Annotated in this window: 24 protein-coding genes; 19 read left to right on the forward strand and 5 right to left on the reverse strand. The window is 45.6% G+C overall.

The features are described 5' to 3' along the window. The first annotated feature begins 2 nt into the window (after window positions 1-2). The 7 genes from cyoB (at window position 3) to NL644_RS03370 (ending at window position 7,594) form a co-directional block, all read left to right on the forward strand. On the forward strand, window positions 3-2,039 hold the full coding sequence (cyoB, locus tag NL644_RS03340) for a cytochrome o ubiquinol oxidase subunit I (protein ID WP_005375781.1): 2,037 nt from the start codon (window positions 3-5) through the stop codon (window positions 2,037-2,039). After that, window positions 2,029-2,631, forward strand: a complete 603-nt coding sequence (gene cyoC, locus NL644_RS03345) for a cytochrome o ubiquinol oxidase subunit III (RefSeq protein WP_253657986.1) — start codon at window positions 2,029-2,031, stop codon at window positions 2,629-2,631. The genes cyoB and cyoC overlap by 11 nt, the downstream gene beginning before the upstream one ends. Continuing rightward, on the forward strand, window positions 2,631-2,942 hold the full coding sequence (gene cyoD / locus NL644_RS03350; RefSeq protein WP_012842490.1) for a cytochrome o ubiquinol oxidase subunit IV: 312 nt from the start codon (window positions 2,631-2,633) through the stop codon (window positions 2,940-2,942). Before cyoC ends, cyoD begins: the two co-directional genes overlap by 1 nt. Continuing rightward, a complete protein-coding gene (cyoE, locus tag NL644_RS03355; protein ID WP_031780178.1) occupies window positions 2,903-3,823 on the forward strand; it encodes a heme o synthase in 921 nt (306 codons plus the stop codon). Before cyoD ends, cyoE begins: the two co-directional genes overlap by 40 nt. 123 nt (window positions 3,824-3,946) lie before the next feature. Further along, window positions 3,947-4,360: a hypothetical protein gene (locus NL644_RS03360; RefSeq protein ID WP_253657987.1), complete on the forward strand. Its 414-nt coding sequence runs from the start codon at window positions 3,947-3,949 to the stop codon at window positions 4,358-4,360. Between the two features lie 217 nt (window positions 4,361-4,577). Continuing rightward, a complete protein-coding gene (locus NL644_RS03365; RefSeq protein WP_253657988.1) occupies window positions 4,578-5,681 on the forward strand; it encodes an NADH:flavin oxidoreductase in 1,104 nt (367 codons plus the stop codon). 527 nt (window positions 5,682-6,208) lie between these two features. After that, window positions 6,209-7,594, forward strand: coding sequence for an FAD-binding oxidoreductase (locus tag NL644_RS03370; RefSeq protein ID WP_085343642.1), 1,386 nt, complete (start codon window positions 6,209-6,211; stop codon window positions 7,592-7,594). Between the two features lie 105 nt (window positions 7,595-7,699). Here the strand turns inward: NL644_RS03370 and NL644_RS03375 are convergent, their stop codons facing one another. Further along, window positions 7,700-8,590 carry a LysR family transcriptional regulator gene (locus tag NL644_RS03375; RefSeq protein ID WP_104973784.1) on the reverse strand — a complete coding sequence of 297 codons (891 nt, stop codon included), beginning with the start codon at window positions 8,588-8,590 and terminating at the stop codon, window positions 7,700-7,702. 155 nt (window positions 8,591-8,745) lie between these two features. On the opposite strand from NL644_RS03375, the gene NL644_RS03380 reads away from it, so the two are divergent. From NL644_RS03380 to NL644_RS03410, 7 genes are all read left to right on the forward strand, one after another. Next, window positions 8,746-9,144, forward strand: coding sequence for a RidA family protein (locus NL644_RS03380; protein WP_005375789.1), 399 nt, complete (start codon window positions 8,746-8,748; stop codon window positions 9,142-9,144). 72 nt (window positions 9,145-9,216) lie between these two features. Then, window positions 9,217-10,677, forward strand: coding sequence for an aldehyde dehydrogenase family protein (locus NL644_RS03385; RefSeq protein WP_253657989.1), 1,461 nt, complete (start codon window positions 9,217-9,219; stop codon window positions 10,675-10,677). Window positions 10,678-10,749: 72 nt separating this feature from the next. Next, a complete protein-coding gene (locus NL644_RS03390) occupies window positions 10,750-11,739 on the forward strand; it encodes a membrane dipeptidase (protein ID WP_253657990.1) in 990 nt (329 codons plus the stop codon). 109 nt (window positions 11,740-11,848) lie between these two features. Beyond that, window positions 11,849-13,450, forward strand: a complete 1,602-nt coding sequence (locus NL644_RS03395; RefSeq protein ID WP_253657991.1) for a BCCT family transporter — start codon at window positions 11,849-11,851, stop codon at window positions 13,448-13,450. Window positions 13,451-13,551: 101 nt separating this feature from the next. Then, window positions 13,552-15,288, forward strand: coding sequence for a hypothetical protein (locus NL644_RS03400; protein WP_114322948.1), 1,737 nt, complete (start codon window positions 13,552-13,554; stop codon window positions 15,286-15,288). Next, window positions 15,285-16,016, forward strand: a complete 732-nt coding sequence (locus NL644_RS03405; RefSeq protein ID WP_114322949.1) for a DUF3726 domain-containing protein — start codon at window positions 15,285-15,287, stop codon at window positions 16,014-16,016. The genes NL644_RS03400 and NL644_RS03405 overlap by 4 nt, the downstream gene beginning before the upstream one ends. A 144-nt stretch (window positions 16,017-16,160) precedes the next feature. Next, the gene (locus tag NL644_RS03410) at window positions 16,161-16,538 is read left to right on the forward strand and encodes a nuclear transport factor 2 family protein (RefSeq protein ID WP_048625191.1); all 378 of its coding nucleotides are present in this window, start codon (window positions 16,161-16,163) and stop codon (window positions 16,536-16,538) included. A gap of 82 nt (window positions 16,539-16,620) precedes the next feature. Here the strand turns inward: NL644_RS03410 and NL644_RS03415 are convergent, their stop codons facing one another. Together NL644_RS03415 and NL644_RS03420 are read right to left on the reverse strand one after the other, a co-directional pair. Next, window positions 16,621-17,616 carry an ABC transporter substrate-binding protein gene (locus NL644_RS03415; protein ID WP_114322950.1) on the reverse strand — a complete coding sequence of 332 codons (996 nt, stop codon included), beginning with the start codon at window positions 17,614-17,616 and terminating at the stop codon, window positions 16,621-16,623. 141 nt (window positions 17,617-17,757) lie between these two features. Next, window positions 17,758-19,992, reverse strand: a complete 2,235-nt coding sequence (locus tag NL644_RS03420; protein ID WP_181869479.1) for a hypothetical protein — start codon at window positions 19,990-19,992, stop codon at window positions 17,758-17,760. 426 nt (window positions 19,993-20,418) lie between these two features. Between NL644_RS03420 and artP the strand changes: the two genes are divergently transcribed. From artP to NL644_RS03445, 5 genes are all read left to right on the forward strand, one after another. After that, the gene (artP, locus tag NL644_RS03425; RefSeq protein ID WP_114322951.1) at window positions 20,419-21,147 is read left to right on the forward strand and encodes an arginine ABC transporter ATP-binding protein ArtP; all 729 of its coding nucleotides are present in this window, start codon (window positions 20,419-20,421) and stop codon (window positions 21,145-21,147) included. 88 nt (window positions 21,148-21,235) lie between these two features. Then, complete coding sequence (locus NL644_RS03430; protein WP_005390934.1) at window positions 21,236-21,979, forward strand: arginine ABC transporter substrate-binding protein; 744 nt, start codon at window positions 21,236-21,238, stop codon at window positions 21,977-21,979. 1 nt (window position 21,980) lies between these two features. Then, window positions 21,981-22,670: an arginine ABC transporter permease ArtQ gene (artQ, locus tag NL644_RS03435; protein WP_005388570.1), complete on the forward strand. Its 690-nt coding sequence runs from the start codon at window positions 21,981-21,983 to the stop codon at window positions 22,668-22,670. Beyond that, window positions 22,667-23,335: an arginine ABC transporter permease ArtM gene (gene artM / locus NL644_RS03440; protein ID WP_253657992.1), complete on the forward strand. Its 669-nt coding sequence runs from the start codon at window positions 22,667-22,669 to the stop codon at window positions 23,333-23,335. The genes artQ and artM overlap by 4 nt, the downstream gene beginning before the upstream one ends. A 138-nt stretch (window positions 23,336-23,473) precedes the next feature. Continuing rightward, window positions 23,474-24,046: a protocatechuate 3,4-dioxygenase gene (locus NL644_RS03445; RefSeq protein ID WP_182018459.1), complete on the forward strand. Its 573-nt coding sequence runs from the start codon at window positions 23,474-23,476 to the stop codon at window positions 24,044-24,046. A 74-nt stretch (window positions 24,047-24,120) separates the two neighbouring features. On the opposite strand, the gene NL644_RS03450 is transcribed toward NL644_RS03445, so the two are convergent. Then, window positions 24,121-25,776: an ABC transporter substrate-binding protein gene (locus tag NL644_RS03450; protein ID WP_253657993.1), complete on the reverse strand. Its 1,656-nt coding sequence runs from the start codon at window positions 25,774-25,776 to the stop codon at window positions 24,121-24,123. 329 nt (window positions 25,777-26,105) lie between these two features. Next, window positions 26,106-26,723 (reverse strand): OmpA family protein, encoded by a 618-nt coding sequence (locus tag NL644_RS03455; protein WP_199804406.1) that lies wholly within the window; start codon window positions 26,721-26,723, stop codon window positions 26,106-26,108. Window positions 26,724-26,728 lie beyond the last annotated feature (5 nt).

Raw genomic sequence — 26,728 nt, forward strand, 5'->3', positions numbered from 1 at the left:
TAATGTTTGGAAGATTAACTCTTGATTCAGTTCCATTCCACGAACCTATTATCGTCATCACCTTAGCGGTTGTGGCGCTGGTTGGTTTAGCCGTAGTTTACGCGGTAACTAAAGCCGGAAAGTGGCAATATTTGTGGAATGAATGGTTTACTTCAGTAGACCATAAAAAACTTGGCTTCATGTACATCGCAGTAGCGATGGTGATGCTTGTTCGTGGTTTTGCTGACGCAGTCATGATGCGTAGTCAGCAACTCCTTTCTTCTGCGGGTGAAGCAGGTTACTTGCCACCGCATCACTACGATCAAATTTTTACTGCCCATGGCGTGATCATGATCTTCTTCGTAGCGATGCCATTGGTTATTGGTCTGATGAACATCATCGTGCCATTACAGATTGGTGCGCGTGACGTAGCTTTCCCGTATCTGAATAACTTGAGCTTTTGGCTGTTTGTTGTTGGTGTCATTCTAACAAACATGTCTCTCGGCTTAGGTGAATTTGGTCGCACCGGCTGGCTAGCGTATCCGCCGCTTTCAGGTATTGAGGCCAGCCCAGGAGTCGGGGTCGACTATTGGATTTGGGCGCTGCAGATATCAGGTGTCGGTACGACGTTAACAGGCGTGAACTTCTTCGCGACCATTTTGCGTATGCGTACACCGTCTATGCCAATGATGAAGATGCCAGTTTTCACTTGGGCGTCTCTGTGTGCAAACATTTTGATCATCATTTCATTCCCAATCCTAACGGTGACTATCGCTCTGCTAACGCTGGATAGATACCTAGGCATGCACTTCTTTACCAATGATCTTGGCGGCAACGTAATGATGTACGTCAACCTGATTTGGGCTTGGGGCCACCCAGAAGTGTACATTTTGATCTTGCCAATTTTTGGTGTGTTCTCAGAGGTCACCGCAACCTTCTCACGTAAAAAGTTGTTCGGTTACACATCGCTAGTTTGGGCTACCGTAGTTATCACGATTCTTGCGTTTGTCGTTTGGCTACACCACTTCTTTACGATGGGATCTGGCGCGAACGTAAATGCCTTCTTCGGTATTGCCACGATGATTATTTCTATCCCAACAGGGGTGAAGATCTTCAACTGGCTATTCACCATGTACAAAGGCCGCATCCGCTTTACGACGCCAATGATGTGGACGGTGGGCTTCCTGATCACCTTTACTGTTGGTGGTATGACAGGCGTACTAATGGCTGTTCCGGGCGCAGATTTTGTTCTGCATAACTCAGTATTCCTGATTGCTCACTTCCACAACGTTATCATCGGTGGTGTGGTGTTTGGATGTTTCGCTGCGATCACTTACTGGTTCCCGAAAGCGACAGGTTTCACCATGAATGAAACTTGGGGCAAACGTGCGTTCTATCTTTGGATTATTGGTTTCTTAATGGCGTTCCTACCGCTTTACGCGCTGGGCTTTATGGGTATGACTCGTCGTTTAAGCCAAGACATCAACCCTGAATACTTCCCACTGTTATCGATTGCCGCAGCAGGTACGGTTGTGATTGCGCTGGGCGTATTGTCTCAGTTCATCCAAATTTACGTGAGTATCCGTGACCGCGAGCAAAACCGTGACCTAACTGGTGATCCGTGGGGGGGGCGTACTCTTGAGTGGGCAACATCGTCTCCACCGCCGTTCTACAACTTTGCACACCTACCAAAAGGTGATGTGCTGGATGCCTTCTGGTACCAGAAACAAAGTGGCGAGTTCGATCCAACTAAAGAAGTGGAATACGAACGTATTCATATGCCAAAAAACACGGCAACAGGCATCTACGTGTCGGCTTGGTCGCTCCTATTTGGCTTCGGCATGATTTGGTACATCTGGTGGCTAGCGGCGGCAAGTTTGGTCGGTATTATCGTGACGTGTATTCAGCACAGCTACAACGATGACGTGGATTACTACGTGGAAGTTGAAGAGATCAAAGCAATTGAGGCCGAACGTCGAGCTCAGCTTGAAGAAGCGAAGAAAAACTCAGTGAAAGACAGCGAAAGTAAAGATGATCTGGAGGTGACGTATGCAAACTAATATCGCAGCACATCACGACCATGATCACCACCATGACACGAATGGCAACAAGCTATTTGGCTTTTGGGTTTACCTGATGAGTGACTGCGTACTGTTTGCGACCTTGTTCGCGACTTACGCCGTGCTGTCGAGCAATTCAATTGCGGGCCCAACAGGTAAAGACATTTTCGAACTCCCATTCGTTTTTGTCGAAACCATGCTGCTGCTGTTTAGCAGTATCACATTTGGTTTTGGCATTATCGCGATGAAGCGCAACAACGTTGCTGGTCTCAAACGTTGGATGTTAGCCACGTTCGCGCTTGGTCTTGGCTTTATCTGTATGGAGGTCTATGAGTTCCATCACCTGATTGAAGAAGGCTATGGCCCACAAACAAGTGCATTCCTGTCGGCATTCTTTACTTTGGTTGGTACGCACGGCCTGCACGTAACCTTTGGTCTGATTTGGTTAGCGGTAGCGTACCATCAACTGTCGACGAAAGGTCTGAACGACAATATGGCAATGCGCTTTAACTGCTTAAGCCTATTCTGGCACTTTCTAGATATCGTCTGGATTTGTGTCTTTACCATCGTTTACTTACTGGGGGTAATGTAATGGATCAACATGTAGAAACCAGTGCGTCAGATTACGTGAAAGGCTTCATTGCCTCACTGATTCTGACGGTAATTCCGTTCTACTTTGTTTGGACGAAATCATTACCAGATACAACGACCTATGCGATTCTATTTGGATGTGCATTAGTGCAGATATTTGTTCACTTTAAATACTTCTTGCACATGGAAACAAAAACATCCGACGGACGTTGGAACCTTGTATCACTGATGTTTACCGCCATTGTTGTACTTATCCTTATCGCTGGCTCGGTATGGATCATCTACAACATGAACGTCAACATGAAGTTGTAGGCCAAGGTATGCTGAAAAGTTATTTGTCTATCACCAAACCGGGCATTATTTTCGGCAACCTGATTTCTGTTGCGGCGGGGTTCTTCCTCGCCGCAAAAACAGAACCAGCTAGTCTAATGTTGTTCGTTACAACGTTAGTTGGTGTGGGGTTAGTCATCGCTTCAGGTTGTGTGGTGAATAATATTTTCGATCGTGATATCGACCAAAAGATGGCACGTACACGAAATCGTGAAACAGTGAAAGGTAACATCAATATCGATATTGCGTTTGTTTATGCGCTTGCTTTATTGCTGGTAGGCACCGCACTGTTATTTATCCGAGTGAACCCACTATCCGCTGTCGTCGTGTTGCTTGGCTACGTGTATTACGTGTTCTTTTACACGATGTGGTACAAACGTAACTCGGTGTATGGAACCTTAGTGGGAAGTATTTCAGGCGCAGTTCCGCCATTGGTGGGTTACTTGGCGGTAACAAACTTCATTAGCTTGGAAGCGATTTTACTCTTTACCATGTTCTGTCTCTGGCAAATGCCGCACTCGTATGCCATTGCCATGTTCCGGATGCAAGACTACCGAGAAGCCGGGATTCCCGTATTACCAGTTAAAGAGGGCATTCATAAAGCGCATCGACACATGAAAGCGTATGTCGTGGCGTTTGGGGCCGTATCGTTGGGGTTATTTTTACTTGGTGAAGCCGGGTATGAATACTTAGCGGTTGCAGCGGTCGTTTGCTTTATGTGGACGAAAGTGACCTTTCGCAGCATTGATGACAGCAACTACATCGCTTGGTCAAAGTCGGTGTTTAAAGTCTCACTGCTAGTGGTGATGGGGATCAGTGGTGTACTAGGATTAGAGCTTATTCCGTTGCCGTTTATTTATTGAGTTTGAAATTCTTTAATATCACTTCCATGTAGCTCCCATTCTGAGAGCTACATGCTTTGCTAGACTCGAATTCATGCCTAAAAGAGATAATATGATTATCCCTTTTTACTATGGTCTTGGTTCATGTTTCGTCGTTTTACTCTTCTTTCAATTGTTGCAATTTCTTCATGCGTATTAGCCCAAGTTCCGTCCTCGGTTAGCTCCGTGGAAACTTATCGTATTGGAGATACTCTTGTTAGGCTTATTATCCACAACATGGAGATTAATCCAGTGATTGAAGTCGATACAATTAATCGTTCAGATTATGAAATAAATGATGTATTTCGAGTTTCCTCCATTTCTCTAGATAATGAAAAACTGGATTTCAACCAGAGTGCTGGCGTTTTTGTAGAAGAATATGGAGTGCGTGATAATAAAGTATTTTTCGTGCTTGATTACTTTTACCTACATGGGGGAGGAAGCGTTCTTGTGGATTGTGAAGTCTCATTCGAAAAAGAGAAGATCTTACCCCCAGAATGTAGAGTGAAGGTAAACTGAGAAATCGGCCGAGTTGCTTTGCTTACAAGCTTATCTCACTAAACCTTAATCCAGATTAAAGTTTTGCCACCCACGAGGCATTAAGGTGCGCCTGTAGTTTGCAGGTCTCACGGATTCAGAGAAGGAACAGCCATACGTTGTGTATCGCTGTTCCTTTTTTGTTCTTGGTTACTTGGGAAAAGATAGAACCATAAAGACAACATTGAGAGGACTGGTTTTGAGCATTTTGTTTTCCGAAGCCCGCATTGGCAACATGACCCTAAAGAACCGTTTTGTGCGCAGCGCAACGTGGGAGAACATGGCGACCGAAGATGGCCACATGACGGATAAGCTTTACGATATTTACGAAGAGTTGGCGAAAGGTGAAGTGGGTCTAATTGTTACCGGTTATGCCAATATCGTGGAAGAAGAGAAACCCAACGCTGGGATGATGGGGATCTACAACGACTCTTTTATTGAAGAATACAAAAAGCTAACAGAGCTAGTACATCAACACGATTCTAAAATCGTAATGCAAATTGCTTACGGTGGAACCAAAACCACCTACAGCGTCGGTGAGCGTGTCATCTTCGCTCCGAGTGACGTGCCTGAGCGTGGCACGAATACGCAAGGCAAAGCGATGACTAAGGACGAGATCGATTACATCGTAAAGGCATTCGCATTGGCGAGTAAACGTGCTCAAGACGCTGGTTTTGACGGCGTAGAAATTCATGCGGCACACACTTACTTAATTAACCAGTTTTTAAGCCCGTACTATAATCGTCGCGAAGACGAATACGGTGGTAGATTAGAAAATCGCATGCGTTTCCTTTTAGAAATTTTTTCTGAAACCAGAAAGCTGGTTGGGAATACTTTCCCAATCCTTGTGAAGCTTACCGCGACAGAATTCTTTGACGGCGGTTTAACGTTCGATGAAACTCGCGTCGTTTGTAAGAAACTCGAAGAAGTGGGCGTTGATGCGATCATCGTGTCTGGCAATATTCACGGCAAAGCAAACGAGCTTGTTGGTGAAACGTTCGATGGTTACACACTACAAGAAGAAGGCTATTTTCACGAATATGGACATGTGATCAGTCAAGATGTGAGCGTCCCGGTGATTACTGTCGGCGGATTGAGTGACATTGATGCGATTGAGAAAATTGCAGAAAACACAGATATCCAATTTTTCGCTGTGTCACGTCCTTTATTGGCTGAGCCTCAGTTAATAAAGCGCTGGAAAGAGGGTAACCGAGCACCAGTGGATTGCGAGCGTTGCTCAAAATGCCGAACCAAACGTGGTAACTTTTGCGTGGTGTATAAGAACCGAAATCGTCGTAAATAACCCACCTTAAGTGGCGGTATGTCATTGATAAATAGCGCAATAGTCTTCTAAAACACTAAGAAGGCTATTCAATTTAATTCAATATCACTGCCTCTAACGGCTATTCACTATTCGCAGTCCGAAATATTTTTATAATCCTATTTAATTGATAAATAAAGGTAATATAATTAATTATTAAAAATATTAATTATAAGACAAAGTTTCATATCTGAAACTAAATTGCATTCTAAACTTACAATGAACTTATTAATAATTAGGTGCGAGTGTCACGCAGGGTAAAGAATACAGAAGGTGCTTTGAGGTGCGGTATCATTGCGATAACTATCTGATTTTTATAACTGTGTTTCAGCTTTATCGAACCCAAAAGAGTAAGGGAATTTGTGACCCTACGGTATCGTTACTGTGGGGCCTTGTTTATTTTCTGAAAATAGCTACTCAAACGTCACGTTTAATTGTGAGGGACTTGTATTAGCTTGTCGTTGCATTGTGCTTTGCAAGCCTCATGTAAAACGTGAGAGGCAACTAATATGAATAGTCTAGAAAATGCAACCATTGAACACTTCAAAAATCAATTTCAGGGTGATGTTGTTTTGCCCGGAGATCCTACGTACGACGAAGTTCGTCAAATCTGGAATGGCATGATAGATCGCAGTCCCGGTGTTATCGCTCGCTGCAAGTCTGCCGATGATGTCGTGATGGCGGTTAACTTTGCTCGGGATAACAATCAGCTACTTTCGGTCCGAGGTGGTGGGCATAATATTGCGGGCAATGCGGTTTGCGATCATGGTGTGATGATCGACTTGTCGCTTTTGAATCATGTTCAAGTGGATGAAAGCGAAAGAAGGGCTTTCGTTGAACCTGGCTGTACGTTGGCTGATGTCGATGAGGCCACACAAAAATATGGATTAGCAACGCCTGTCGGCATTAATTCAACCACGGGAATTGCGGGGTTAACGCTTGGTGGTGGTTTTGGTTGGTTGAGCCGAAAATATGGTATGACGATAGACAACTTGGTCTCTGCAAATGTCGTAACTGCAGATGGTCGTCAACTGCTCGCGAATGAGACAGAAAATGCCGATTTGTTCTGGGCGTTACGTGGGGGCGGCGGTAACTTTGGTATCGTTACGCGTTTTGAATTCCAGCTACATCCTGTCGGTCCAGAGGTGTTAAGTGGTCTCATTGTCTTTCCATTTGAGCAAGCGAAATCCATTATCACCCAGTTTGCGAAATTTACTGAGTCGGCCCCTGATGACCTAAGTGTCTGGATGGTGAGTCGGAAAGCGCCGCCACTCCCATTCTTACCTGAAAGCGTTCACGGTAAAGAAGTAGTTGTACTCGCGATATGTTATGCGGGTGACCCGGCTGAAGGTGAGAAGTTAATTGCACCGTTGAGAGAGTTTGGTGATGCGCATGGTGAGCACGTTGGTGTACAGCCATTTGCGGCGTGGCAGCAAGCGTTTGATCCATTGCTTACTCCGGGCGCACGTAACTATTGGAAATCGCACAATTTTAACTCGCTAAGCGAAGGTGTGATTGATGCAGCGATAGAATACGCAGGTAAGTTACCATCGCCTCAGTGTGAGATTTTTATCGCCTCTCTTGGCTGCGCTGCCTCTAGACCTGAGCCCGAGTCTATGGCTTATTCTAGCCGTGATGCAAACTATGTATTAAATGTGCATGGAAGATGGGATTTAGCAGAAGATGATGAAGCTTGCATCAGCTGGGCAAGGGAATTTTTTGCCAAGACTAAGCCCTATGCAAGTGGCGGAGCGTATATCAATTTCCTTACACAAGACGAAGCTGAACGTACAGAGTCTGCCTACGGTCCAACCTTTGCGCGTTTACAAGCAGTGAAGAAGAAGTTTGATCCAAATAACTTGTTCAGAATGAATCAGAATATCAAGCCAGAATAAGTGCAATAAGAGCGTCGTCATTTCATATGACCGGATCTGTCACTTAATATCAAATAACAGTGGCTCTAAAATCTAATGGAGCCACTGTTAGCTAAAACCTTCGAACTACGTCTCTTCATCTTGATAGTTTAGATAACGTACACACAAATCATGAAACGCTTTTGCTTGAGGCGAGATCGTGCGGTCAGTCAACGTAAAGATACCAATTTGCCTTTCAAGGGGTGGATCGATAAGCGGGATCCAAACCAAGCGTGTTTCATTGGTTGGGAAAGCAAGCTTCGGTAGGGTCGTGACACCAATCCCAAGTTCTAAGACAGAAAACAGCGAAGTGATATTCTCGACCGAATAGAGCGCTTGCTCACTCAGCGCTCTGGCTGGGGTTGGATCGAGAAGCGTACAGGTGCCGTTACGAATAAAAGGCTGTTCGAGCAAAGTTTGCCACTCGATTCCCTCTGTTTGATTGGCAATAGGGTTATCTTTTAAACACACCACGCCAATGGGGTCGGACAACAGCGGCGTAAAGTCAATGCCGCCCTCATCAAGGTGAGAGGGGTTACCGAGCGCCAAGTCGACTTCACCGGAGAGTAAGCGAGCCTCGACGCCCGCCGCGTTATCATCGATCAAGCTTACTTCTACATTTGGATACTGCTCGCAAAAGGCACCCAACACGCTCGGGATGAGTTTCGCTGCAACAGAAGGAACGCTCGCAATTCGCACTCTCCCTTGCTGTCCGGCCGCGGCAGCTTTGAGATCGTTGTCCAGCGCACTGTAGATATTGAGAAACTGAACCACCTTGGGCAAACAAATCTCACCAAAAGGCGTTAATTTGGTTTTGTTGCCGGGTTCAAACAGCGTTTGTCCTAGCATTCTCTCTAGCTCTTTTATCGACGTGGAGAGCGCAGCCTGAGATCGATTTGCACGATGTGAAGCGGCTCGAAACCCACCTTCCTCGACTACCATCACAAAATGCATTAATTGTTGAAGCTTAATACTCATCCCTAATGCCTCTTAATCCCTTTATTTACGTTATTCTCAATGAGGTGATAAGTTTTATTTATCAAATGTAAAAAATTTACCGTTAGATTTATCGCCTGTCAATGTGCATCATTTAACCATATTGAAACAAAGCTGTTACAAAGGTTGAAAGGCACGTGAATACTCCTACTAAAAAACACCCAGTTAAAACCAGTCTATTTGCTTCTAAAGCGCCGCTTGAATGGGCGATTGTTAACAATGGAACTCTGTATACGGCTCAAATTCCTATTGATGACACAGGCGCGGTTGTGGAAGGCGGCATCGAAGCACAAACACGTCAAACCTTTAACAATCTCATTCACACCCTGGAGTGTGCAGGGGAGTCTTTGGACTCTGTATTGCAGGTCCTGATTTACGTGACCGACAGAGAATACTTAAAAACCGTTAACCAAGTGTACGCGGAATATTTTGAAGCGCCGTACCCAAATCGCGCCGCCATGGTGGTTGCAGGGTTAGCACGAGAAGAAATGTTGGTGGAGTTTGTCGTCTACGCGTCGGCAAGCCAACCAGAATAAATCCAACAAGAATAATTGAGATCAGTGAGTGGGTGGCTTGCCATCACAAATCGGAAGAACAAGGAAAGAACCATGACTTTTATTAACAATGTTCAAGCAGAAAAATCCCTCTATATAGCAGGTGAATGGCAATCTGGCATGGACACCATCGCCAATATTAACCCTTCTGATATCAGCGAAAACATTGGCGATTTCGCACAAGCGAGTGTGTCGCAAGTAGAGCAAGCGATTCAAGCGGCTAAATCAGCGCAGCTAGAGTGGGAAAAAACACCAATCGAGCGCAAACAAGCAGTGCTGCAAGCGATTGGTGACGAGCTCATTGCACGATGTGACGAATTGGGCACCTTGCTTTCGCGTGAAGAAGGCAAGCCATTTGCTGAAGGTCGAGGTGAGATTTACCGTGCCGGCCAATTCTTCCAATACTTTGCTGCTGAGGTACTGCGTCAAATTGGCGATAACGCTGCTTCCGTCCGTCCAGGTGTCTCCGTTGAAGTTACTCGCGAAGCCGTCGGCGTTATCGCCATTATCTCTCCTTGGAACTTCCCAACAGCAACAGCGGCTTGGAAAATCGCGCCAGCACTTGCGTTTGGCAACAGTGTCGTCTGGAAGCCTGCCAACCTAACTCCAGCAAGTGCCGTTGCACTGACTGAGATTATCCATCGCCAAGGTTTACCTGCTGGCACGTTTAACCTCGTTTTGGGTAGCGGTTCGCAAGTTGGTAATACCCTTATCAATTCGAAAGATGTGAACGGCGTGAGCTTCACTGGCTCTGTGGACACAGGCCGTAAAGTAGCGGCGGCAACGGCACCAAACTTTGTGCGTTGTCAGCTAGAAATGGGCAGCAAAAACGCGCTCGTAGTGGCAGATGATGCAGATATTCAAATTGCCGTTGAAGCCACAATCGCAGGCTCATTCTCGGGTGCGGGTCAAAAGTGCACCGCGTCTTCTCGTCTTGTGGTTATGGACGGAATTCACGACGCGTATGTTGAAGCGCTAATCAAACGCATGAGCGAACTTAAAGTGGGTCACGCACTGGAAGAGGGCGTATTCATGGGTCCTGTTGTTGATGGTAACCAGCTGAATGCGAACTTTGAGTGGATCGAAAACGCTCGCCAAGCGGGCGCAGAGCTGGCTTTTGGTGGCGAGCGTCTGAGCCTAGAGCATGACGGGTACTACATGTCACCGACACTGTTCTTGAACACACAAAACAGTTGGGAAGTGAACCAAGAAGAAGTTTTTGCACCAATGGCCAGCGTGATTCGCGTTTCTGATCTCGACGAAGCGATTGCGGTGGCGAACGACACGCGCTTCGGCCTGACAGGTGGCATTATCACGCAAAGCCTGCGCAACAGTGCGATCTTTAAACAGCAAGTTCAAACGGGCTGCGTCATGGTGAACTTGCCGACAGCGGGCACGGATTATCACGTTCCGTTTGGTGGCCGCAAAGAGTCAAGCTTTGGTCCTCGTGAGCAAGGTCAGTACGCAAAAGAGTTTTACACCGTGGTGAAAACCGCTTATCAGCGCCCTTACTAAGAAGAGCTGGGTAGCTGCTGGTGTCAGCTACCCACACTGAAAGGCTAAGAAATTGTTTTTTAAGGAGTGGTTATGTACCAACAACGGATTGTGATTGACGGATTGCAGTACTGCAATTGGGATCGAGAGTACTTCCAAACGCTTAAGGCGAGTGGCATTACCGCCGTTCATGCCACCATCGTTTACCATGAAAATGCACGCGAAACCTTAACGCGTTTTGCTGAGTGGAACCTACGCTTCGAGCAAAATGCTGATCTCATCATGCCTATCTACTCAATGGCGGATGTAGAAAAAGCCAAAGCTGAAGGCAAAGTCGGCATCTTCTTCGGCGCGCAGAACTGTTCACCCATCGATGATGAAATAGGCCTGATTGAAGTGATGCGCCGCCAAGGTCTGCTGATCATGCAACTGACCTACAACAACCAAAGCTTGCTAGCGACTGGTTGTTACGAACAAAACGACTCCGGCGTGACTCGCTTTGGTAAGCAAGCGATTGAAGAGATGAACCGAGTTGGGATGATCATTGACATGTCCCACAGCGCAGAGCGTTCAACGTTGGAAGCCATCGACCTTTCTTCGCGTCCAATTTGTATCAGCCATGCCAACCCGACGTTTGCGCATGATGCACTGCGTAACAAATCCAATACGGTGATCAAAGCGCTGACTGAGCGCGGTGGCTTGATTGGGTTCAGCTTATACCCGTTCCATTTGCCAAATGGCAGCCAGTGCACGTTGGATGATTTCTGCCAGATGGTCGCGAAAACCGCAGACATGTTTGGTGTCGACCATCTAGGCATTGGTAGCGATCTGTGCTTAAACCAACCACAACAAGTGTTGGAGTGGATGCGCAACGGTCGTTGGTCAAAAGCAATGGATTACGGTGAAGGTTCAGCAAGTAACTCGGGCTGGCCGGATGCGCTGCCATGGTTCTGCGGCAGTGCAGGAATGGAGAACATCTATAACGGATTAATGCGTCATGGATTCAGTGAATCCGAGGCAGCAAAAATATTGGGTGAAAACTGGTTCAACTTCCTCAAAGAAGGATTAGAGCCTATTTCATAGTACTCCCAAAATTAGGAACCGCCTGCCTACATAACAACAATACGGCAGGCGTAAAACTCACATTTGTAGCCAGTCTTTGGCAGCTGCAAAGAACCTCTGGAGCCAGAGTATGTCTGATTTAACCAATAGCATGAAAGCTTCCACGATGAGCGTGTCATCGGGCAAGTCAAAAGCAACACACAACACATCAACAACGGAAAACACGACGGACAAATTGGGACTGAATAACCCGGCCTTTTGGTATAGCGGTGGTTTTATCGCGTTGTTCGTTGCTATTGCACTTTATGACGGCGAGTTGTTATCTACGATCGTTAACGCCGGCTTTGGCTGGGCAGTTCAGGTGTTTGGTCCTTACTGGCAGTTACTGCTGCTTCTCACTTTTCTTATTGGTCTTGGCTTGGCTGCAGGGCGAACAGGCAAGGTGATGTTGGGCGGGATTGCAAAACCAGAAATGGATTCTTTCCGCTGGATGGCGATTATTTTCTGTACCTTATTGGCTGGTGGTGGTGTTTTCTGGGCCGCGGCTGAGCCTATCGCGCATTACGTTAGCCCACCCCCGTTGTACGGCGCGCAAGATAACCCGCAGCAAGGTGCGGTGAATGCGTTGTCGCAATCCTTTATGCACTGGGGCTTTCTGGCTTGGGCGATTGTAGGTAGCTTAACTTCCATCGTGGTGATGCACCTGCATTACGACAAAGGCTTACCGCTAAAACCCCGTATTTTGCTTTATCCAGTCTTGGGCGAACGAGCGCTTAAAGGCCAGCTCGGTGCATTGATTGACGCATGCTGCATTATCGCGGTAGCCGCGGGCACCATTGGTCCAATTGGGTTTCTGGGCTTGCAGGTTAGCTACGCGTTAAATGCATTGTTTGATATTCCTGATGGCTTTACCACTCAGCTTATCATCATCTTGTTTGCGATTGCGCTTTACACCTTGTCAGCACTCAGTGGATTAAGCCGAGGCATGCAACTGCTTAGTCGTTACAACGTGATTCTGGCAATGGCATTGATGGTTTACATCCTGTTTTTTGGTCCTACGAATTTTATCTTTAACGGATACATTCAAGGTGTCGGAAGCATGTTGGATAACTTTATCCCAATGGCGACCTATCGCGGTGACGAAGGTTGGCTAAGTTGGTGGACAGTGTTTTTCTGGGGCTGGTTCCTTGGTTATGGTCCGATGATGGCAATCTTTATTGCGCGTATTTCCCGTGGTCGCACTATTCGCCAAGTTATTTCCACCATCAGCATTGTGGCTCCGCTCACCACCTGTTTTTGGTTCACGATTGTAGGCGGCTCTGGCCTAGCGTTTGAAATTACTGAACCGGGTAGTGTGAGTGCGGCGTTTGAAGGCTTTAACTTGCCAGGTGCTTTGCTTGCGGTGACTCAGCAACTACCAATGCCAATGCTGACTTCAATTCTATTTCTGATTTTAACCACGATCTTCATCGTCACGACGGGCGACTCAATGACCTACACCATCAGTGTTGTGATCAGTGGTGAAACGGAGCCGAATGCGATCATCCGTACCTTCTGGGGCGTAATGATGGGTGTGACAGCTCTGATCCTGATTTCGCTTGGCTCTGGCGGCATCTCTGCACTGCAATCTTTCATTGTGATTACCGCGGTTCCGGTTTCGCTGATTCTGTTGCCGTCACTTTGGAATGCACCGCAAATCGCAATCAAAATGGCGAAAGAGCAAGGGCTATAACAAGTATCTAATTCAAACAACGTGGAGCTTGTGCGGGTGTTTTCCTCCTGCATCCGCACAAACCCTAGTATTCTTACAATAACAAATAGGTGGTGAGCAAAATGGATGCACATCGTTCTACTTATACGGAAGCAACTATGCGCGATGCAGCGATTGTCATGGCAGCCGAAAGGCTTGGCGCAATGCACCAAAACCGAATCAGCTTTGTTCGTAGTCTGATTCGTAATATGGCAAGCCAAAACTGGCAAGTAACCAAGCATGAGTGGCAACTTTGTCCGCGTGGTTATGGTCACGTTATTTACAAGTTGACCACGCCAGAGCACGTTTATCATTTGGTGGTGTTCTGTGATGAAATTGCTGATGACGAGCGTAATGACCGCGTCATTGCTGAAAAGTGGGACGTCACATTCGCACTGGTTCAAGGCGATGTTGATGTTACTTTGTTGGAAAGATTGCGAGCAAATGTACCGCTGCAAGAAGCGGGACGTAATCCAAACAACGTACTTGTTCTGGCTCGCGCAAACAAAAGCGTGCGTGTGTTTGAACACATTGTTAGCGCACTTTCTCAAGGCAAGCAGCCCGAGCCAAAAGAGCTGGCGGAAGTGGGTTATATCCTGCGTACCACAGCTGTGTATGGGAACGGCAAGTTTGGCATCGCCGATTTCAAACTGCTAGAGAACAACTCAGATTTCAGTCAGTCTTTTAGTGCGCAAATGTGTGCCGTATATATGTTGCGTGAATTCAGCCTAGACTGGGTACACTACCTGGCACTTCAGCAAGGAGGCGACAACGCGGTGGTTTTGCATCGTGGCTTGCAGCGCTACCTTGGTGTCGGCAATGCTACGGGCTTAGGCATGGCTCCATACTTGATTAATCACCCGTGCATCGTTGACCAATGGATGACCTCTCGCGAGCGTGCGGTAGCGCGAGTCTTTGCGATGCCGTGTGAAGCTTCATTCCATGCTCATTTGCAAGGATTACTGCAAAAAGCACAGCGTCATCTAGAGCAAGTCATCACCATCAATGAACATCAAGACAGGCTCAATCATCAAGCGACAGCAGACATCAAACAACTGCTATCGGAGCTAACAACGTTAATGGCATCACATCCGAACTGGGCGAGTTTGGTCGAGCATAAGAAAACAATGAGTGTGGAAGCCCAAGAAATCCTCACCTCTTGCTTGATTGAACTCTACCCATCTTTGGTGGACGAATTTGCTAGCCAAATGAATACGGATGAAACGTTATCGATTCCTGGCGGGAAAAAGATCCAAGACTTACTGGAAGTGTTGCAAAAAAAATACCGCTGGGCGATTGATGCGGATTACTCACTGGCCGAGAACAACTACTGGTTCTGGTATCGCTCGCAAGACAAAGAAGAGCCAAGGCTTGGTGTTCGTGGGGAGGAAGCAGGAGAAGAAAAAGAGCTGCCGCTTGATATCGGCAGACAAGTGAATCGCTTGTACCACGCCTTGCTTGGTTGTGATGAAGAAATGTCCGTAGCAGAGTTTCTGTTGCAAAATCCAACTTACCGTTCGATCACACGTCGCGTATGGACGTTAGGCAACCGAGCAATGGGGGATATTCAAATGAACGTGCTGCGTAAAGATGCGTTACCAATGCACTTATTGCGCTGTAAGTTGGCGATCTTTGGTGCGACTAAGTTTGATCCTCGCTCGGATCGTTGGGTTCGAGTAACTTTCTTCCAAGGTGCGCCGCTGTTAGATGAAATTCACGATCCTAAGCTGGCGGACACATGGATTTTCCCGAGCATGCCGGAACGAGAAGAAATTGCGCAAAGTGACAATCAAAAAATCAACGGAGGATTTGCATTATGATCGTCTCTCACAACGAATTGGTGGCCGCGGTTAATAAGGCATTTCTTGGCATGCGCCGTCACTGTGGTGAGGCGGATGTCATTGCGAACATGGTGGCGGACTTGCAAATGGTTGGCTTGCACGGGGTGCGTCACTTTAATAACGCCAGCCTGTTTCTTGGGTTAGATTCGGACTGCGCCGTATCGGTGACCAACAGCACGCCATCGAGTATCGAGATGGATTTACACAATGGCAGTGTGGCGTGCCACTTACCCGCCGTGTTGGATTTCGCACTTGAGAAAATGATCAACAGTAAGTCGATTACTATCACGTTGAAACAGTGTCATAACCGTTGGCTAGGTTTTAGTGAGTTGTTGAAGCTCTCTGCAAAAGGCATTGCGTGCCGTGCACAATGGGTCAATGGCTCTAGTCCCAAGCGAACGCTTTATGTGTTAAACCGTGGACGAATCGCGCCAGAAGTCTTTTTCTCGGATCAGTTTGATGGGCATGATACGGATTTGCACAGTATGGTTATCGAACTCTCTGTGAACGATTTCGATATCGAGAAAAGCGCACAAGGATACATCATTCACATTGAAGGCGATGAGTTAAGCAACACGCAACAAGCCTCTTGGCAAAATGGTATTTTTGTCGAAGACCAAGAGTGGGAAACACTGAAACAAACCGCAACCGCGTTGCTGGTGGAGAACAGTGAGCGTTCCATGCAGGGCGCTGGTGGTGTGGTTTAAGCTCTGAAGGGACGGTGATTCCAAGTTTCAAGTGATGAAGGCTGCGGTTTAGCGGCCTTTTTTGTGCGCGATGTTCGGTCACTTCTTAGGTTCTAAGGCTATGATTATCGTTAAATACCAAGTAGAGCGACATAGGGAAGAAAAATGGACCTGCAAGAGAACAAAAGAAATGCCATTGCGTTTTACGAAACCGCCTATCGAGGTAATCCAAAAAAGGCAGTTGAAGACTACGTTGGCGATGAGTACATTCAGCACAATCCATTAGTTGGAAATGGCCCTGAGGCTTTTATCGAGTATTTTGAGCGGATGCAAAACGAGTATCCCAATAAAGACATTACGTTTGTGCGAGCTATTGCTGAAGGGAATCTGGTGGCACTACACACTCACCAAACATGGCCTAATGATATTGAATACGTGACGATGGATTTCTTTCGTTTTGATCATAATGGGAAAATCGTCGAACATTGGGACGCTCTGCAAGAGATTCCTAAAGAAACATTGAATGGTCACACCATGTATTAACGAATCGTTGATTAGTCTCCCATGCCGTTTATTCAAACGGTATGGGAGGTTAAATGATTTGTGGCACTTTAAGTATTAATCATCAAAGCGCTTTTTCGATTCTCACCGCTACGTCTTCAGATACCCAACCTTTCCACAAGTCAGGGTAGGTATTAAAGAAGTAAAACATCGCTTCTTCACCATCTGCGTAGTTATCTTCCATCCAGGCCAGCATTTCACTCATTTGCTCGTTGGTAAATCCGCGTTTCTGCAAGTACGCGAATGCTTGGGGTTCTTTGTTCGCAAATGCCTCAGTTGTTACTGTGCGAACTGGAGAAGGTGGGTACATTGTTACTTTGGGAGAAGTACAATCAGGCTGGGTGGTACAGTTGCGATACTCTTCCAGATCCGTTCCGCTACCAAAATCCACTTTGACCATATCATACTTGCCCAATACGGGTGTTGGTGACCAGTAGTAACCAAACCAAGGCATTTTGCGATCATAGGCTTTGGCGATGGTGCCAGCTAATGCTGCGCCAGAGCCTGGGTCAACCATCTCAAAGCCGTGCTCACTTAACCCTAATGCATTAAACAAGTGACCGGAGGTGATTTGGCATGTCCAACCAGCAGGGCAGCTATAAAAGGCGAACTTGTCATCATCCTCAGGGTGTTCAAACAGCTTGGCGTGTTTAATGACGCCTTCTATCGTCGCGAGCTCTGGATACTGTTTTACCAGATAGGCGGGAACCCAAAACCCTTCTTCACCGCCATTGACAAGCGATTCACCAGCGATGCGCAAGCGTTTATCCGCAATGCCTTTATCAAGCGCTTCTTTAATGCCGTTTGTCCATAACTCTGGCGCAACGTCAGGTTGTCCCTTTTCAATCATAGAGGTGCCCGTAGGAACGCTATCACCAGGGATCAATTCCGCATCGCACTGGTAGCCTTCATTTAAGACAAATTGGTCGATGTGCGCCATTAAGCTGGCCGAATTCCAATTCATATCCGCGATGGTTATTTTTCCACATTCATCTGCATTTGCATGAGTTGATAATGCCGATAGCAGCAGAACAGAGAGCATTGAAGGTGTCGTCTTCATGTGACTGAATTTCCTTGTCGTTGTCATTTACTTCAGTATATACATCGGTTTATAAAGATTCAGTGAACAAGGTTTTTTCAGTGACGTTAAGCATAAAAACGGCGATTTATGAAGCGTTTAGTGAGAGTGGTAGAAAGGGAGTTAATACAGCAAGAACACCCCTTCGTAGCCGCCGATCTCAATGTGAGAAACATAGTCGCCGATGTTACCGTCTTGATCTACAGGTCGCATAGGCTCTGGAAGTGCGATAGTTATCTTCGGTGAGGAGAAATAATCGATATTCTTGCCAAAGAAATCAGTCCGATACAGCACTCGGCCTTTGGTGAATTCGCGGGCTAACACCATCTCCGTAGGGCCATGCATCACTACCGTATCTTCTGAGCGATACGCAAAGTACGTATGGGTTGGTAGCAAATCGATAGCGCCATTAGGCAAGTCAGGATGAGCCACTTTGTTCATAGAAGCATCTCCAATCACCGTGTAATCGGCGGAATAGGGCGTGCTGGTGGAGATCATTAGCGGAGTCGCCTGATACCCATCTGGGATTTGATTGGCTGGCGTACCTAAATCGATGGCAAGCAAGGTGCTAGGTTGATAAGCAATATTCTTTGGTACGCCTGCCTTCCAGAAGTTGTTACCGGTGGTGTTATTGCTTCCATATACGTAACCATTATTCCACTGACTAAAGTAACTGTGCTCAGGGTGATAGTTTAAGTAGAACACCGCTAGTGCAGAATATTGGTCCTGCTTCCAATTGTTTTGTGTGTTACCAAAGTATTGAACGCGACCATAACGCGTTGTTGCTTGATAAATCACTTTCTGGCCAACTTTGGCGAGAGCAGAGTTATCCCAAAACTTAGCCAAGCCAGCATAGCCACTAAAGCCGGTAGAAGGGAAAAGGTAGTGCTCGCGCAAGTACAAGGAGCCAGCGTTAACCAAGTGGTTTTGCCCATTACGACCGAATAAGTTGGCCGTGCCTATGTTGAGGCCAATTAACGCATCCGCATCCAGCGTCGCCAATTTGTTTAAGAACGCCGAGAATTGCGCTTTGTATGCATCATCAGCGGCTTGGCTTCCCGCCACCAAACCAAGCTCATCCACCGTACCACCGGAATAAACGTAGAACTGATTTTCTCCGAGTAACTTATTCGTATCGTCGTTGTACGCACCGTTTAAACCTTGTTTCGCCCATTCAGCTTGGTAATAGTGGTGTATTGCGTTGGCAAGATCGGGATTGCCGAGGTTGGTTAATGCCCAAGAAGAGGTTTGATTCCACATGCGACCAAATGGAATAACGCGTGACTCCCAACGAAATCGTGCGGTTGCATTCTTATTTGAGCGGCTCTTGAACTCTTGCCAAGAAAGATAATTATCTTGGTTTCGATCGGCTGATTCGTCAAAACCTCGAATTTGTCGCCAGCGCTGAATGGTTTGACCTTCAGGTGTCTCCGTTGGTGCTCCTGAGACATTGGCGACAGGGAAGCTATCTTTGAGTTGAATGTTTTCGAGGCGTGGGCGGTTTTCTATGTTGTCGTCATGCCAAGTAATTTTCGCAACGTAAAGGCGGCCGCCGTCGCGTAAAAAAGTGGACCCAAAATACTGACCGCCACCATAGGTTTGTCCGCTACCATCGTGTGTCGTAGCGCGAACCCAATCCGAAGGAACAGACCAGTTTACCGTTTGGTTTTTAGTCATGTTCTCAGTCTTGTCTTTTCTAATTGCGAAGCTTTTCCATTCTGTTACCAGACCAAACGAATCGATGGCAGAAGGGTATTCAATTATGAAGTTGCCACCTTGAGCAAACTGGGAAAACGTAAGGGTTAAGCGGTCGAACTTCTCTGAGTGATAAACATAGAGGGCACCACCATTATTCGCCTGAACGAATACATCAGCATCCCATGGCGGTGGTTGATATAGCCAAAAACCGGCGTGGTCAGCACTAGCCGTATAACCAACAATCATCGGTTTTCGATTGAGCAGAGTATTCTCGCCATGGCTTGAGTCGACTTCAGCTAGGACAGTGTCTTCCGAAAAATGAAGAAAAAAGTCCTCATAATCGATGTTATTTATTTCTGCTTGGTTACGTATATCGTTTTCCAGCCAACCTGAGTTAAGTTCCAGCTTTTGGTTGTACATGTAACCAAGCGCTTTTACACGCTCGTTATCACTCTTATTTTCGTAAGCTCCAAACACGATATCGGCATTATCCAACTCCCATTCAAGTGCAGCCGCAGCAGAGATAGGCTTATCTTGAAGATCAATACCCTGTTCATGCAATCCAGGTAACACGATTGCTGTTCTACTCCAAACGCCGGGTACAGAAAGCAAGCTCAGAGAAGCGAGTGTAACGAGAGAAAAACAATGCGACTTCAACATGGAGTTATCCCATTAATACTTAGATGACTCAAATTAAGAGTCAGATACAAAGAGAAATTATAGTCCATTCGCGAAGTCGTAATCTGGCCCCTACCATAGAGGACTTTACAGGAAAACTAACAGGGGATGCTGTGCAAAAATGAGCGGGTGTGCTTGGAATAGAGTATCCTCATCGACTCAAAACTTCCTCTACACGTCAGCACAAAAGTAACCACCATTTTAACCTTGTTTCGGTCGTCACCATGTCGTTGGATTTTCTTCAACAAATTCAGTTAAAACTCACTCTTCAAACCAGTCAGATACTCTGTCTTGGTGGTTTCTGATCATACAAAAAATTAACAAATTAAATTTTTATACATTTTTATTGCATAAAAAGTCCAGTTGAGTAATATAAATACCAAGTGACAATTAATGCGGTATGTCAGCATGACTATTCAGGTAAGCGGAATCAATAAATCCTACGGTGAGACACAAGTGCTTCACGATGTCAGCTTTAAGTGTGAAAGCGGCGAAACACTGGTGTTACTTGGTCCAAGTGGTGCAGGTAAGAGCTCTCTACTGCGTGTTCTTAACCTTCTTGAAGGGGCGGATAACGGCAAGTTAAACATCACAAATGATGTTTTTGACTTCTCTACTGAAATCAAAGAGAAACAAGGTTTAGCACTTCGTCGTAAAGTAGGTATGGTGTTCCAACAGTACAACTTATGGCCGCACATGACAGTGATGGAGAACCTGATTGAGGCTCCGGTAAAAGTATCTGGCATGGATAAAGAAGAAGCGAAGAACCAAGCAATGCAAATTCTCGCAACACTTCATTTGGCAGACAAAGCGGATGCGTGGCCGATGCTGCTTTCTGGTGGTCAGCAACAACGTGTGGCGATTGCTCGTGCATTGATGATGAAACCGGAAGTCTTGCTTTTTGATGAACCGACCGCTGCGCTTGATCCGGAAATTACTAACCAAGTCGTTAAGATTATTAAAGATTTAAGCGAAACTGGCATCACCCAAGTCGTAGTAACGCATGAGGTCGATTTTGCTAAAAAAATCGCTAGCCACGTACTGTATCTAGAAAAAGGACACATCGTCGAGCACGGCACAAATGATTCGTTTTCTAACCCGCAAACCGCCCAGTTTGCTGACTACCTAAATCACTAAATTACGTTTTTAACGTTCAGTCTATTTAACAGATAAGCTCGGCTGTCATTGCGAGTGTCAGCCCACTAAGTACACACGGAGTATTGCAATGAAAAAGATTCTACTAGCTTCACTAATCGGCCTCTCTTCTGCAACTATGGCAGCAAACGCAGCAGCACAAGAAGAGATCAAATTCGCGATGGAAGCGACGTACGCACCATTCGAATACATGGATGAAAATAACCAAATCCAAGGTTTTGACGTGGATCTGGCGAACGCACTATGTAAAGAAATGGAAGCCAAATGTACCTTCCATAACCAATCTTTTGACAGCCTGATCCCTGCATTAAAATTCAAACGTTACGATGCGGCTATCTCTGCAATGGATATTACTGAGGCGCGTTTGGAGCAAGTGAATTTCACGAATGCATACTATGAAAACTCAGCAGCGTTTGTTTCTATCAAAGAAAAAGTTGCTGATCAAAAAGCACTAGAAGGTAAGCGCGTTGGTGTTCAAAACGGTTCAACACACCAAAGTTACCTGATTGAGCAAATGCCGGGCGTAACCGCGGTTCCTTACTCTAGCTACCAAGACGCATTCATCGATATGAAGAACGGTCGTATTGATTCTGTATTCGGCGATACAGCTGTCGTAGCTGAATGGTTCAAGAAAGAAGACAATCTAGCATACGTGGGCGAGCACGTAACCAACCCTAAATACTTCGGTAACGGTTTCGGTATCGCAGTAAACAAAGGTAACGACGAGCTAGTGAACAAGCTGAACACGGCACTGAAAACAGTGAAAGCGAACGGCGAATACGACGTAATCTACAACAAGTACTTCGGTAAGTAATATGGCACTAACGGGTTACTCTTTATCGCTTGTTCAAGCTAGTTGGATGACTGTCCAGCTAGCCTTCACAAGCCTCTTAGTCGGTTTGATTCTGGCAGTGGTATTCGCCAGTGGTGAAATGTCTCGCCGCGTTTTCGTTAAATGGCCAATGACGGCGTTTGTGACGATTGTACGTGGCTTGCCAGAAATCCTTGTCGTGTTGTTCATCTATTTTGGTTCGACGCAGGTTCTGTTTTTAATCACCGGCGACTTTATTGAAGTTAGCCCGTTCTTGTCTGGCGTGGTGGCGTTGTCATTGATCTTCGCTTCCTACGCTTCTCAAACTCTACGTGGCGCATTAAAAGCCGTTGGAAGAGGGCAGAGAGAAGCAGCAAGTGCACTCGGCATCAGTCAAGCACACGCTTTCGTTCGCATTGTTTTGCCACAAGCAGTAAGACACGCGCTACCAGGTTTAACTAACCAATGGTTGGTTCTGTTGAAAGATACCGCATTAGTATCACTGATTGGCGTAACGGATTTGTTGAAACAAGCGCAGCTAACGTCTGCTGCGACGCATGAAGCGTTTACATGGTACGCAACCGCTGCGGCGATTTACCTAGGCATCACTTTGATTACACAACGTGCCGTCAAACTGATTGATAAGAAGTTCTCAATTCAAGGCATGAGCATGGGACAGGAGGCAACCGCATGAACGAACAACACGTTTGGCAAATGCTGAATGGCTTGGGCACTAGCCTCCAATTGACCGCCGCTTCCTTGGTTGTGGGCTGTCTCTTAGCTCTGATGATGACGCTGACTCTGATCCTACGTACTCCGGGTTTGCATTGGGTAAGCCGTGGCATCATCACCTTGTTTACTGGTACGCCTTTGTTGGTACAGATCTTCTTGGTTTACTACGGTCCGGGTCAGTTTGATGTAGTGAGAGAAAGTGTTTTTTGGACATGGTTAAGCCAACCTTGGTTCTGTGCGATGTTAGCGTTAGCGCTTAATACCGCGGCGTACAGCACTCAGCTGTTTAAAGGCGCGTTTAACGCGATTCCTTCTGGTCAATGGCAAGCGTGTCGTGCTCTAGGGATGAACAAAACCGCAACGCTAAAAGTGCTGCTGCCATACGCTATTCGTCGTGCCGTTCCGGCTTATTCGAACGAAGTGATTTTAGTCTTCAAAGGTACTTCACTAGCAAGCACGATTACGATCATGGATCTGATGGGTTACGCGCAGCGCATTAACGCACAAACTTACGATACGTTGACGGTATTTGGTATTGCAGGCGCATTTTATTTAACCGTAAATGGTTTGCTCACTCTTATCTTCCGTCAGGTAGAGAAGAAAGCACTAGCCTTTGAAGCCGTTTAATTATTAGTAGCTAATTTGTAAATGCCTCTGTTCAGCGTTGCCCTGAACAGAGGCATGTTTGTTGTAGTGTACTGCTACGCTGGAAAAATCATCAAGAATCACCAAACTTAAGTAAGGTAAACAATCACTGGTGATGATATGGAACGTCGACACTTCTTAGCTTTATGGTCGCTAATATTTGCGCCTTCGCTAAAATCCGCTAGCCCAATGAAGCCGACACCGCCTCAAACGGAAGGGCCATTTTATCCCGTGGTTCCAGTGCCACTTCGTCAAAATTTGATTTTGCAGTCGAAAGGTCTTATTGGTGAGCCTATTTTTCTTCAGGGTAAGGTAATGGATACAGCAGGAAACCCATTGTCTGAAATGAAAATAGAAATATGGCAATGTGATGGACAAGGCATCTATGATCACCCGAATCAACCTAACAATAATAAGTTTGATCCTCACTTTGCAGGCTTTGGTGCAGTTTTAACTGACGAAGATGGGAATTACCTTTTTCAAACGTTATTTCCGGTTCCATATAGCTCTCGACCTCCCCACATCCACGTAAAATTGTGGCGTGGAGAGAAAGAGCTGTTAACGACTCAGCTTTATTTGAAAGGGCGAACTGGTAACGAGTGGTGGGGCGGAAAAGCCCGTGATTATTTGCAGTTTGAGCCTGTCAACATTGATGGTCGTGTGGTCGGTGAGTTCAATTTTGTGCTCGCTTAGTGCGATTAAGCGTTATTTTGAAAACTCACATCGTAGATTACAAAAGTAATTAGCAAACAGAAGCTTCTAACAGATTAGTCTTGTCCGGCTCTGACTCTTAGTTTGTAGAAATCACTGTACCCAGATTTACGGAGTTGAACACCGCTTACACCTTTCGCTCTGGTGATTTTTTCTTGCCCCCAGAACAATGGTAAGATTGTTGTATCAGCTCTGAGCTCCGAGAGTATTCCCTCCAAACGTTTTTCAGGCGTGGGATCTGAGACTGCATCGTGTACGTGATTAACATGCTGTTCAAATTCATCAGAGTGAAGAGCAAATCGAATACCTGTACCTGTTAATAGCCACTCATAAATTCCATAGGTTAAAGGTGGCTCAATGACATCTTCGACAAAGAGCAAGTCGGCTTGTTCTTTTACAAGTTGAGGATTACTAGCGTCAGTTAGCTCCACAAATTCTACATGCAACCCAGTTTGACGGATTAAATCTACGATCCATTGGTTCGCTTTACTTAAATAATCAATCGTCCACTTTGGATGGGTTATGACTAACGTTCCCTCAAGCTGAGGAATATTCTCGTTGTGAGAGCTATCATCGAGAATGTGCATCGTTTCCAAGCCATTCGCTTTGGCAAATTCAAATCTACGACTCTCGATAAAAGAAAATAGGCGCTGCCAAGTTTGCTCGCTTAGTGAGCACTCGGCGCGACGGTTACGTGCTAGAAAAGAAAATGCCTGAATCATATAACATTCGGTATCGTCAGTTTCCTGATTATAACTGATGTATTGATCCAGCTCAGTCCCCTGATGAGAGAGCGTGATTTGCTCCAATAATGCCTTTTTTGCGAAATAGTTATGATGTTTTTTCAGTACTATTTTGTCGGTATCCCAATGCCTAAGTACAAACGGGCCAGTACCTATTGTGATACTGCGACCTTTAAAGCTCTTCTGACGTCGAGTAGTGATAGACGCATTTGCGGTTGCTAAGCAGTAAATGAATAAGTTATTAGGCTGCTTTAAGTCAATACGTATAGCTTGTTTGGCATTATCGAAGCTGATACGAGTGACTTGCTGAAGTAATTTTTGGACGGGACCATCTGTTGTAATGAGCTTATTTAAAGAGTGTACGACATCTTCTGCTTGTAATGTTAGCCCATCGTGACAGCAGATATCAGGGCGGAGCCAAATATATATACAACTGCCTTCATTTTTGTACTCACAAGCGAGGTGATTTTTTAATTGACCGTAGTGATCGACGGTAAATAGGGTGTCATACAAGCTGCGTATTACCTGCAGTTCTGAAAAGCGATAAGTCAGTGAAGGGGTTAGCTCATCTACCCAAGGATACTGGCTGACGATGAGTGTATTTGAATCTTTGTTTTCTTCTGAAACTTCTGCGAGTGCTTGGCTAAGTGCGCTTACAGCAGTGCTACGGTAATGCTCAAGTAACCTCGAGATGACGTCAAAGCTACCATTGTTGATTTCATTACGAATCGTAAAGTAGAGGGCTTGATGTATTGTTACCGTCACTTTTAGTGTGCTGGCTTTCCCACGGCCACGACCTGGCTCCCAGTGGATCCAATTGTAGCTGTCAAGTATTCTCAGTATATTAGATATATTGCGTCTAGAAGTTGAAAAAACCAGTTCTAAATCGTCGAGGTTTACCTGATACGTTTGAGAGTGTTTGTAATGTTTTAATAACTGGCTCAATCTACGAAGACATGTTTCTGTCATGTTTTATTATGTTTCCTCAATAGATGATTGATTTATTAAAGCTATATAATAAATTGATTTCATATTGTGGTGAAGAAAGGTGATTGCTTAAACCTCTCAGTGTTATTGATTGGCTTATCTTCTTCCCATTTAAAAGTATTGGTGGTTTTCATTTTGACTCTAATATATTACTACTAATATAGAGTAAAGGCTCACTTTTTAATTTTTACTATAATATTAGTGAGTTATGATTAATGTTAGTGTTTGTTTTATTAGTTGTGTCTAATTAGTTAGGCGTAATGACATGAAAATACCCCCACTCATCTATGCAAATAAGCAGGGGTATAAGTTTATTTTACTTCTGGGAAGGTAGTGAATATCGTCCACTCATCTTTAACCATCCCTTGCTGGCCGACAACAGTGGCAGTAACGCGGCGGTTTAATGCGTGGCTGACACGATCCATACCCGGCTCTGCTAACTGTGTGTCGCCAAAAGCAATAATTGCGAGGCGGTCACCCGGGATTCCTTTTTTTATCAATAGATTGCGTACATTCTCTGCACGATGGCGAGATAGGTTTAAATTGTATTCTGCGCGTCCTACCTTACTTGCGTATCCTTGTATCTCTATAGAAGTGGTTGGATACTTTTTAAGAAATGCAGCCAACTCATCTATCTTGTTTTTAAAAATTTGGTTAATAAGAGCAGAGTCATTATCAAACAAAATCTTAAGTTGGTATTGCTCTTCTTTATGCAAATAGGTTTCACAGCCATCATTGTCCACTTCTGCCCCTATTGGAGTGCCTGCGCAAAGATCACGAGCGTTTATCACACCATCTTTGTCCAAGTCGTTTAGGTCAGCAATCTGATTCGCCTTTGGTATAGGAATGTACGTCAGCTCATCTTGTGCGTACGCACTATGATGACTAATTATGATTAAAGCCAGAGTGATTAGAAGGTTCTTTTTCATTGTAT

Source organism: Vibrio sp. Y10_XG_PY6, assembly GCF_024181795.1.
Taxonomy (GTDB): domain Bacteria; phylum Pseudomonadota; class Gammaproteobacteria; order Enterobacterales; family Vibrionaceae; genus Vibrio; species Vibrio diabolicus.

Coding starts and splice junctions, on each gene's coding strand:
- cyoB (WP_005375781.1), top strand. CDS start 3: ATGTTTGGAAGATTAACTCTTGATTCAGTTCCATTCCACGAACCTATT.
- cyoC (WP_253657986.1), top strand. CDS start 2,029: ATGCAAACTAATATCGCAGCACATCACGACCATGATCACCACCATGAC.
- cyoD (WP_012842490.1), top strand. CDS start 2,631: ATGGATCAACATGTAGAAACCAGTGCGTCAGATTACGTGAAAGGCTTC.
- cyoE (WP_031780178.1), top strand. CDS start 2,903: ATGGATCATCTACAACATGAACGTCAACATGAAGTTGTAGGCCAAGGT.
- NL644_RS03360 (WP_253657987.1), top strand. CDS start 3,947: ATGTTTCGTCGTTTTACTCTTCTTTCAATTGTTGCAATTTCTTCATGC.
- NL644_RS03370 (WP_085343642.1), top strand. CDS start 6,209: ATGAATAGTCTAGAAAATGCAACCATTGAACACTTCAAAAATCAATTT.
- NL644_RS03375 (WP_104973784.1), bottom strand. CDS start 8,590: ATGAGTATTAAGCTTCAACAATTAATGCATTTTGTGATGGTAGTCGAG.
- NL644_RS03385 (WP_253657989.1), top strand. CDS start 9,217: ATGACTTTTATTAACAATGTTCAAGCAGAAAAATCCCTCTATATAGCA.
- NL644_RS03390 (WP_253657990.1), top strand. CDS start 10,750: ATGTACCAACAACGGATTGTGATTGACGGATTGCAGTACTGCAATTGG.
- NL644_RS03395 (WP_253657991.1), top strand. CDS start 11,849: ATGTCTGATTTAACCAATAGCATGAAAGCTTCCACGATGAGCGTGTCA.
- NL644_RS03400 (WP_114322948.1), top strand. CDS start 13,552: ATGGATGCACATCGTTCTACTTATACGGAAGCAACTATGCGCGATGCA.
- NL644_RS03405 (WP_114322949.1), top strand. CDS start 15,285: ATGATCGTCTCTCACAACGAATTGGTGGCCGCGGTTAATAAGGCATTT.
- NL644_RS03410 (WP_048625191.1), top strand. CDS start 16,161: ATGGACCTGCAAGAGAACAAAAGAAATGCCATTGCGTTTTACGAAACC.
- NL644_RS03415 (WP_114322950.1), bottom strand. CDS start 17,616: ATGAAGACGACACCTTCAATGCTCTCTGTTCTGCTGCTATCGGCATTA.
- NL644_RS03420 (WP_181869479.1), bottom strand. CDS start 19,992: ATGTTGAAGTCGCATTGTTTTTCTCTCGTTACACTCGCTTCTCTGAGC.
- artP (WP_114322951.1), top strand. CDS start 20,419: ATGACTATTCAGGTAAGCGGAATCAATAAATCCTACGGTGAGACACAA.
- NL644_RS03430 (WP_005390934.1), top strand. CDS start 21,236: ATGAAAAAGATTCTACTAGCTTCACTAATCGGCCTCTCTTCTGCAACT.
- artQ (WP_005388570.1), top strand. CDS start 21,981: ATGGCACTAACGGGTTACTCTTTATCGCTTGTTCAAGCTAGTTGGATG.
- artM (WP_253657992.1), top strand. CDS start 22,667: ATGAACGAACAACACGTTTGGCAAATGCTGAATGGCTTGGGCACTAGC.
- NL644_RS03445 (WP_182018459.1), top strand. CDS start 23,474: ATGGAACGTCGACACTTCTTAGCTTTATGGTCGCTAATATTTGCGCCT.
- NL644_RS03450 (WP_253657993.1), bottom strand. CDS start 25,776: ATGACAGAAACATGTCTTCGTAGATTGAGCCAGTTATTAAAACATTAC.
- NL644_RS03455 (WP_199804406.1), bottom strand. CDS start 26,723: ATGAAAAAGAACCTTCTAATCACTCTGGCTTTAATCATAATTAGTCAT.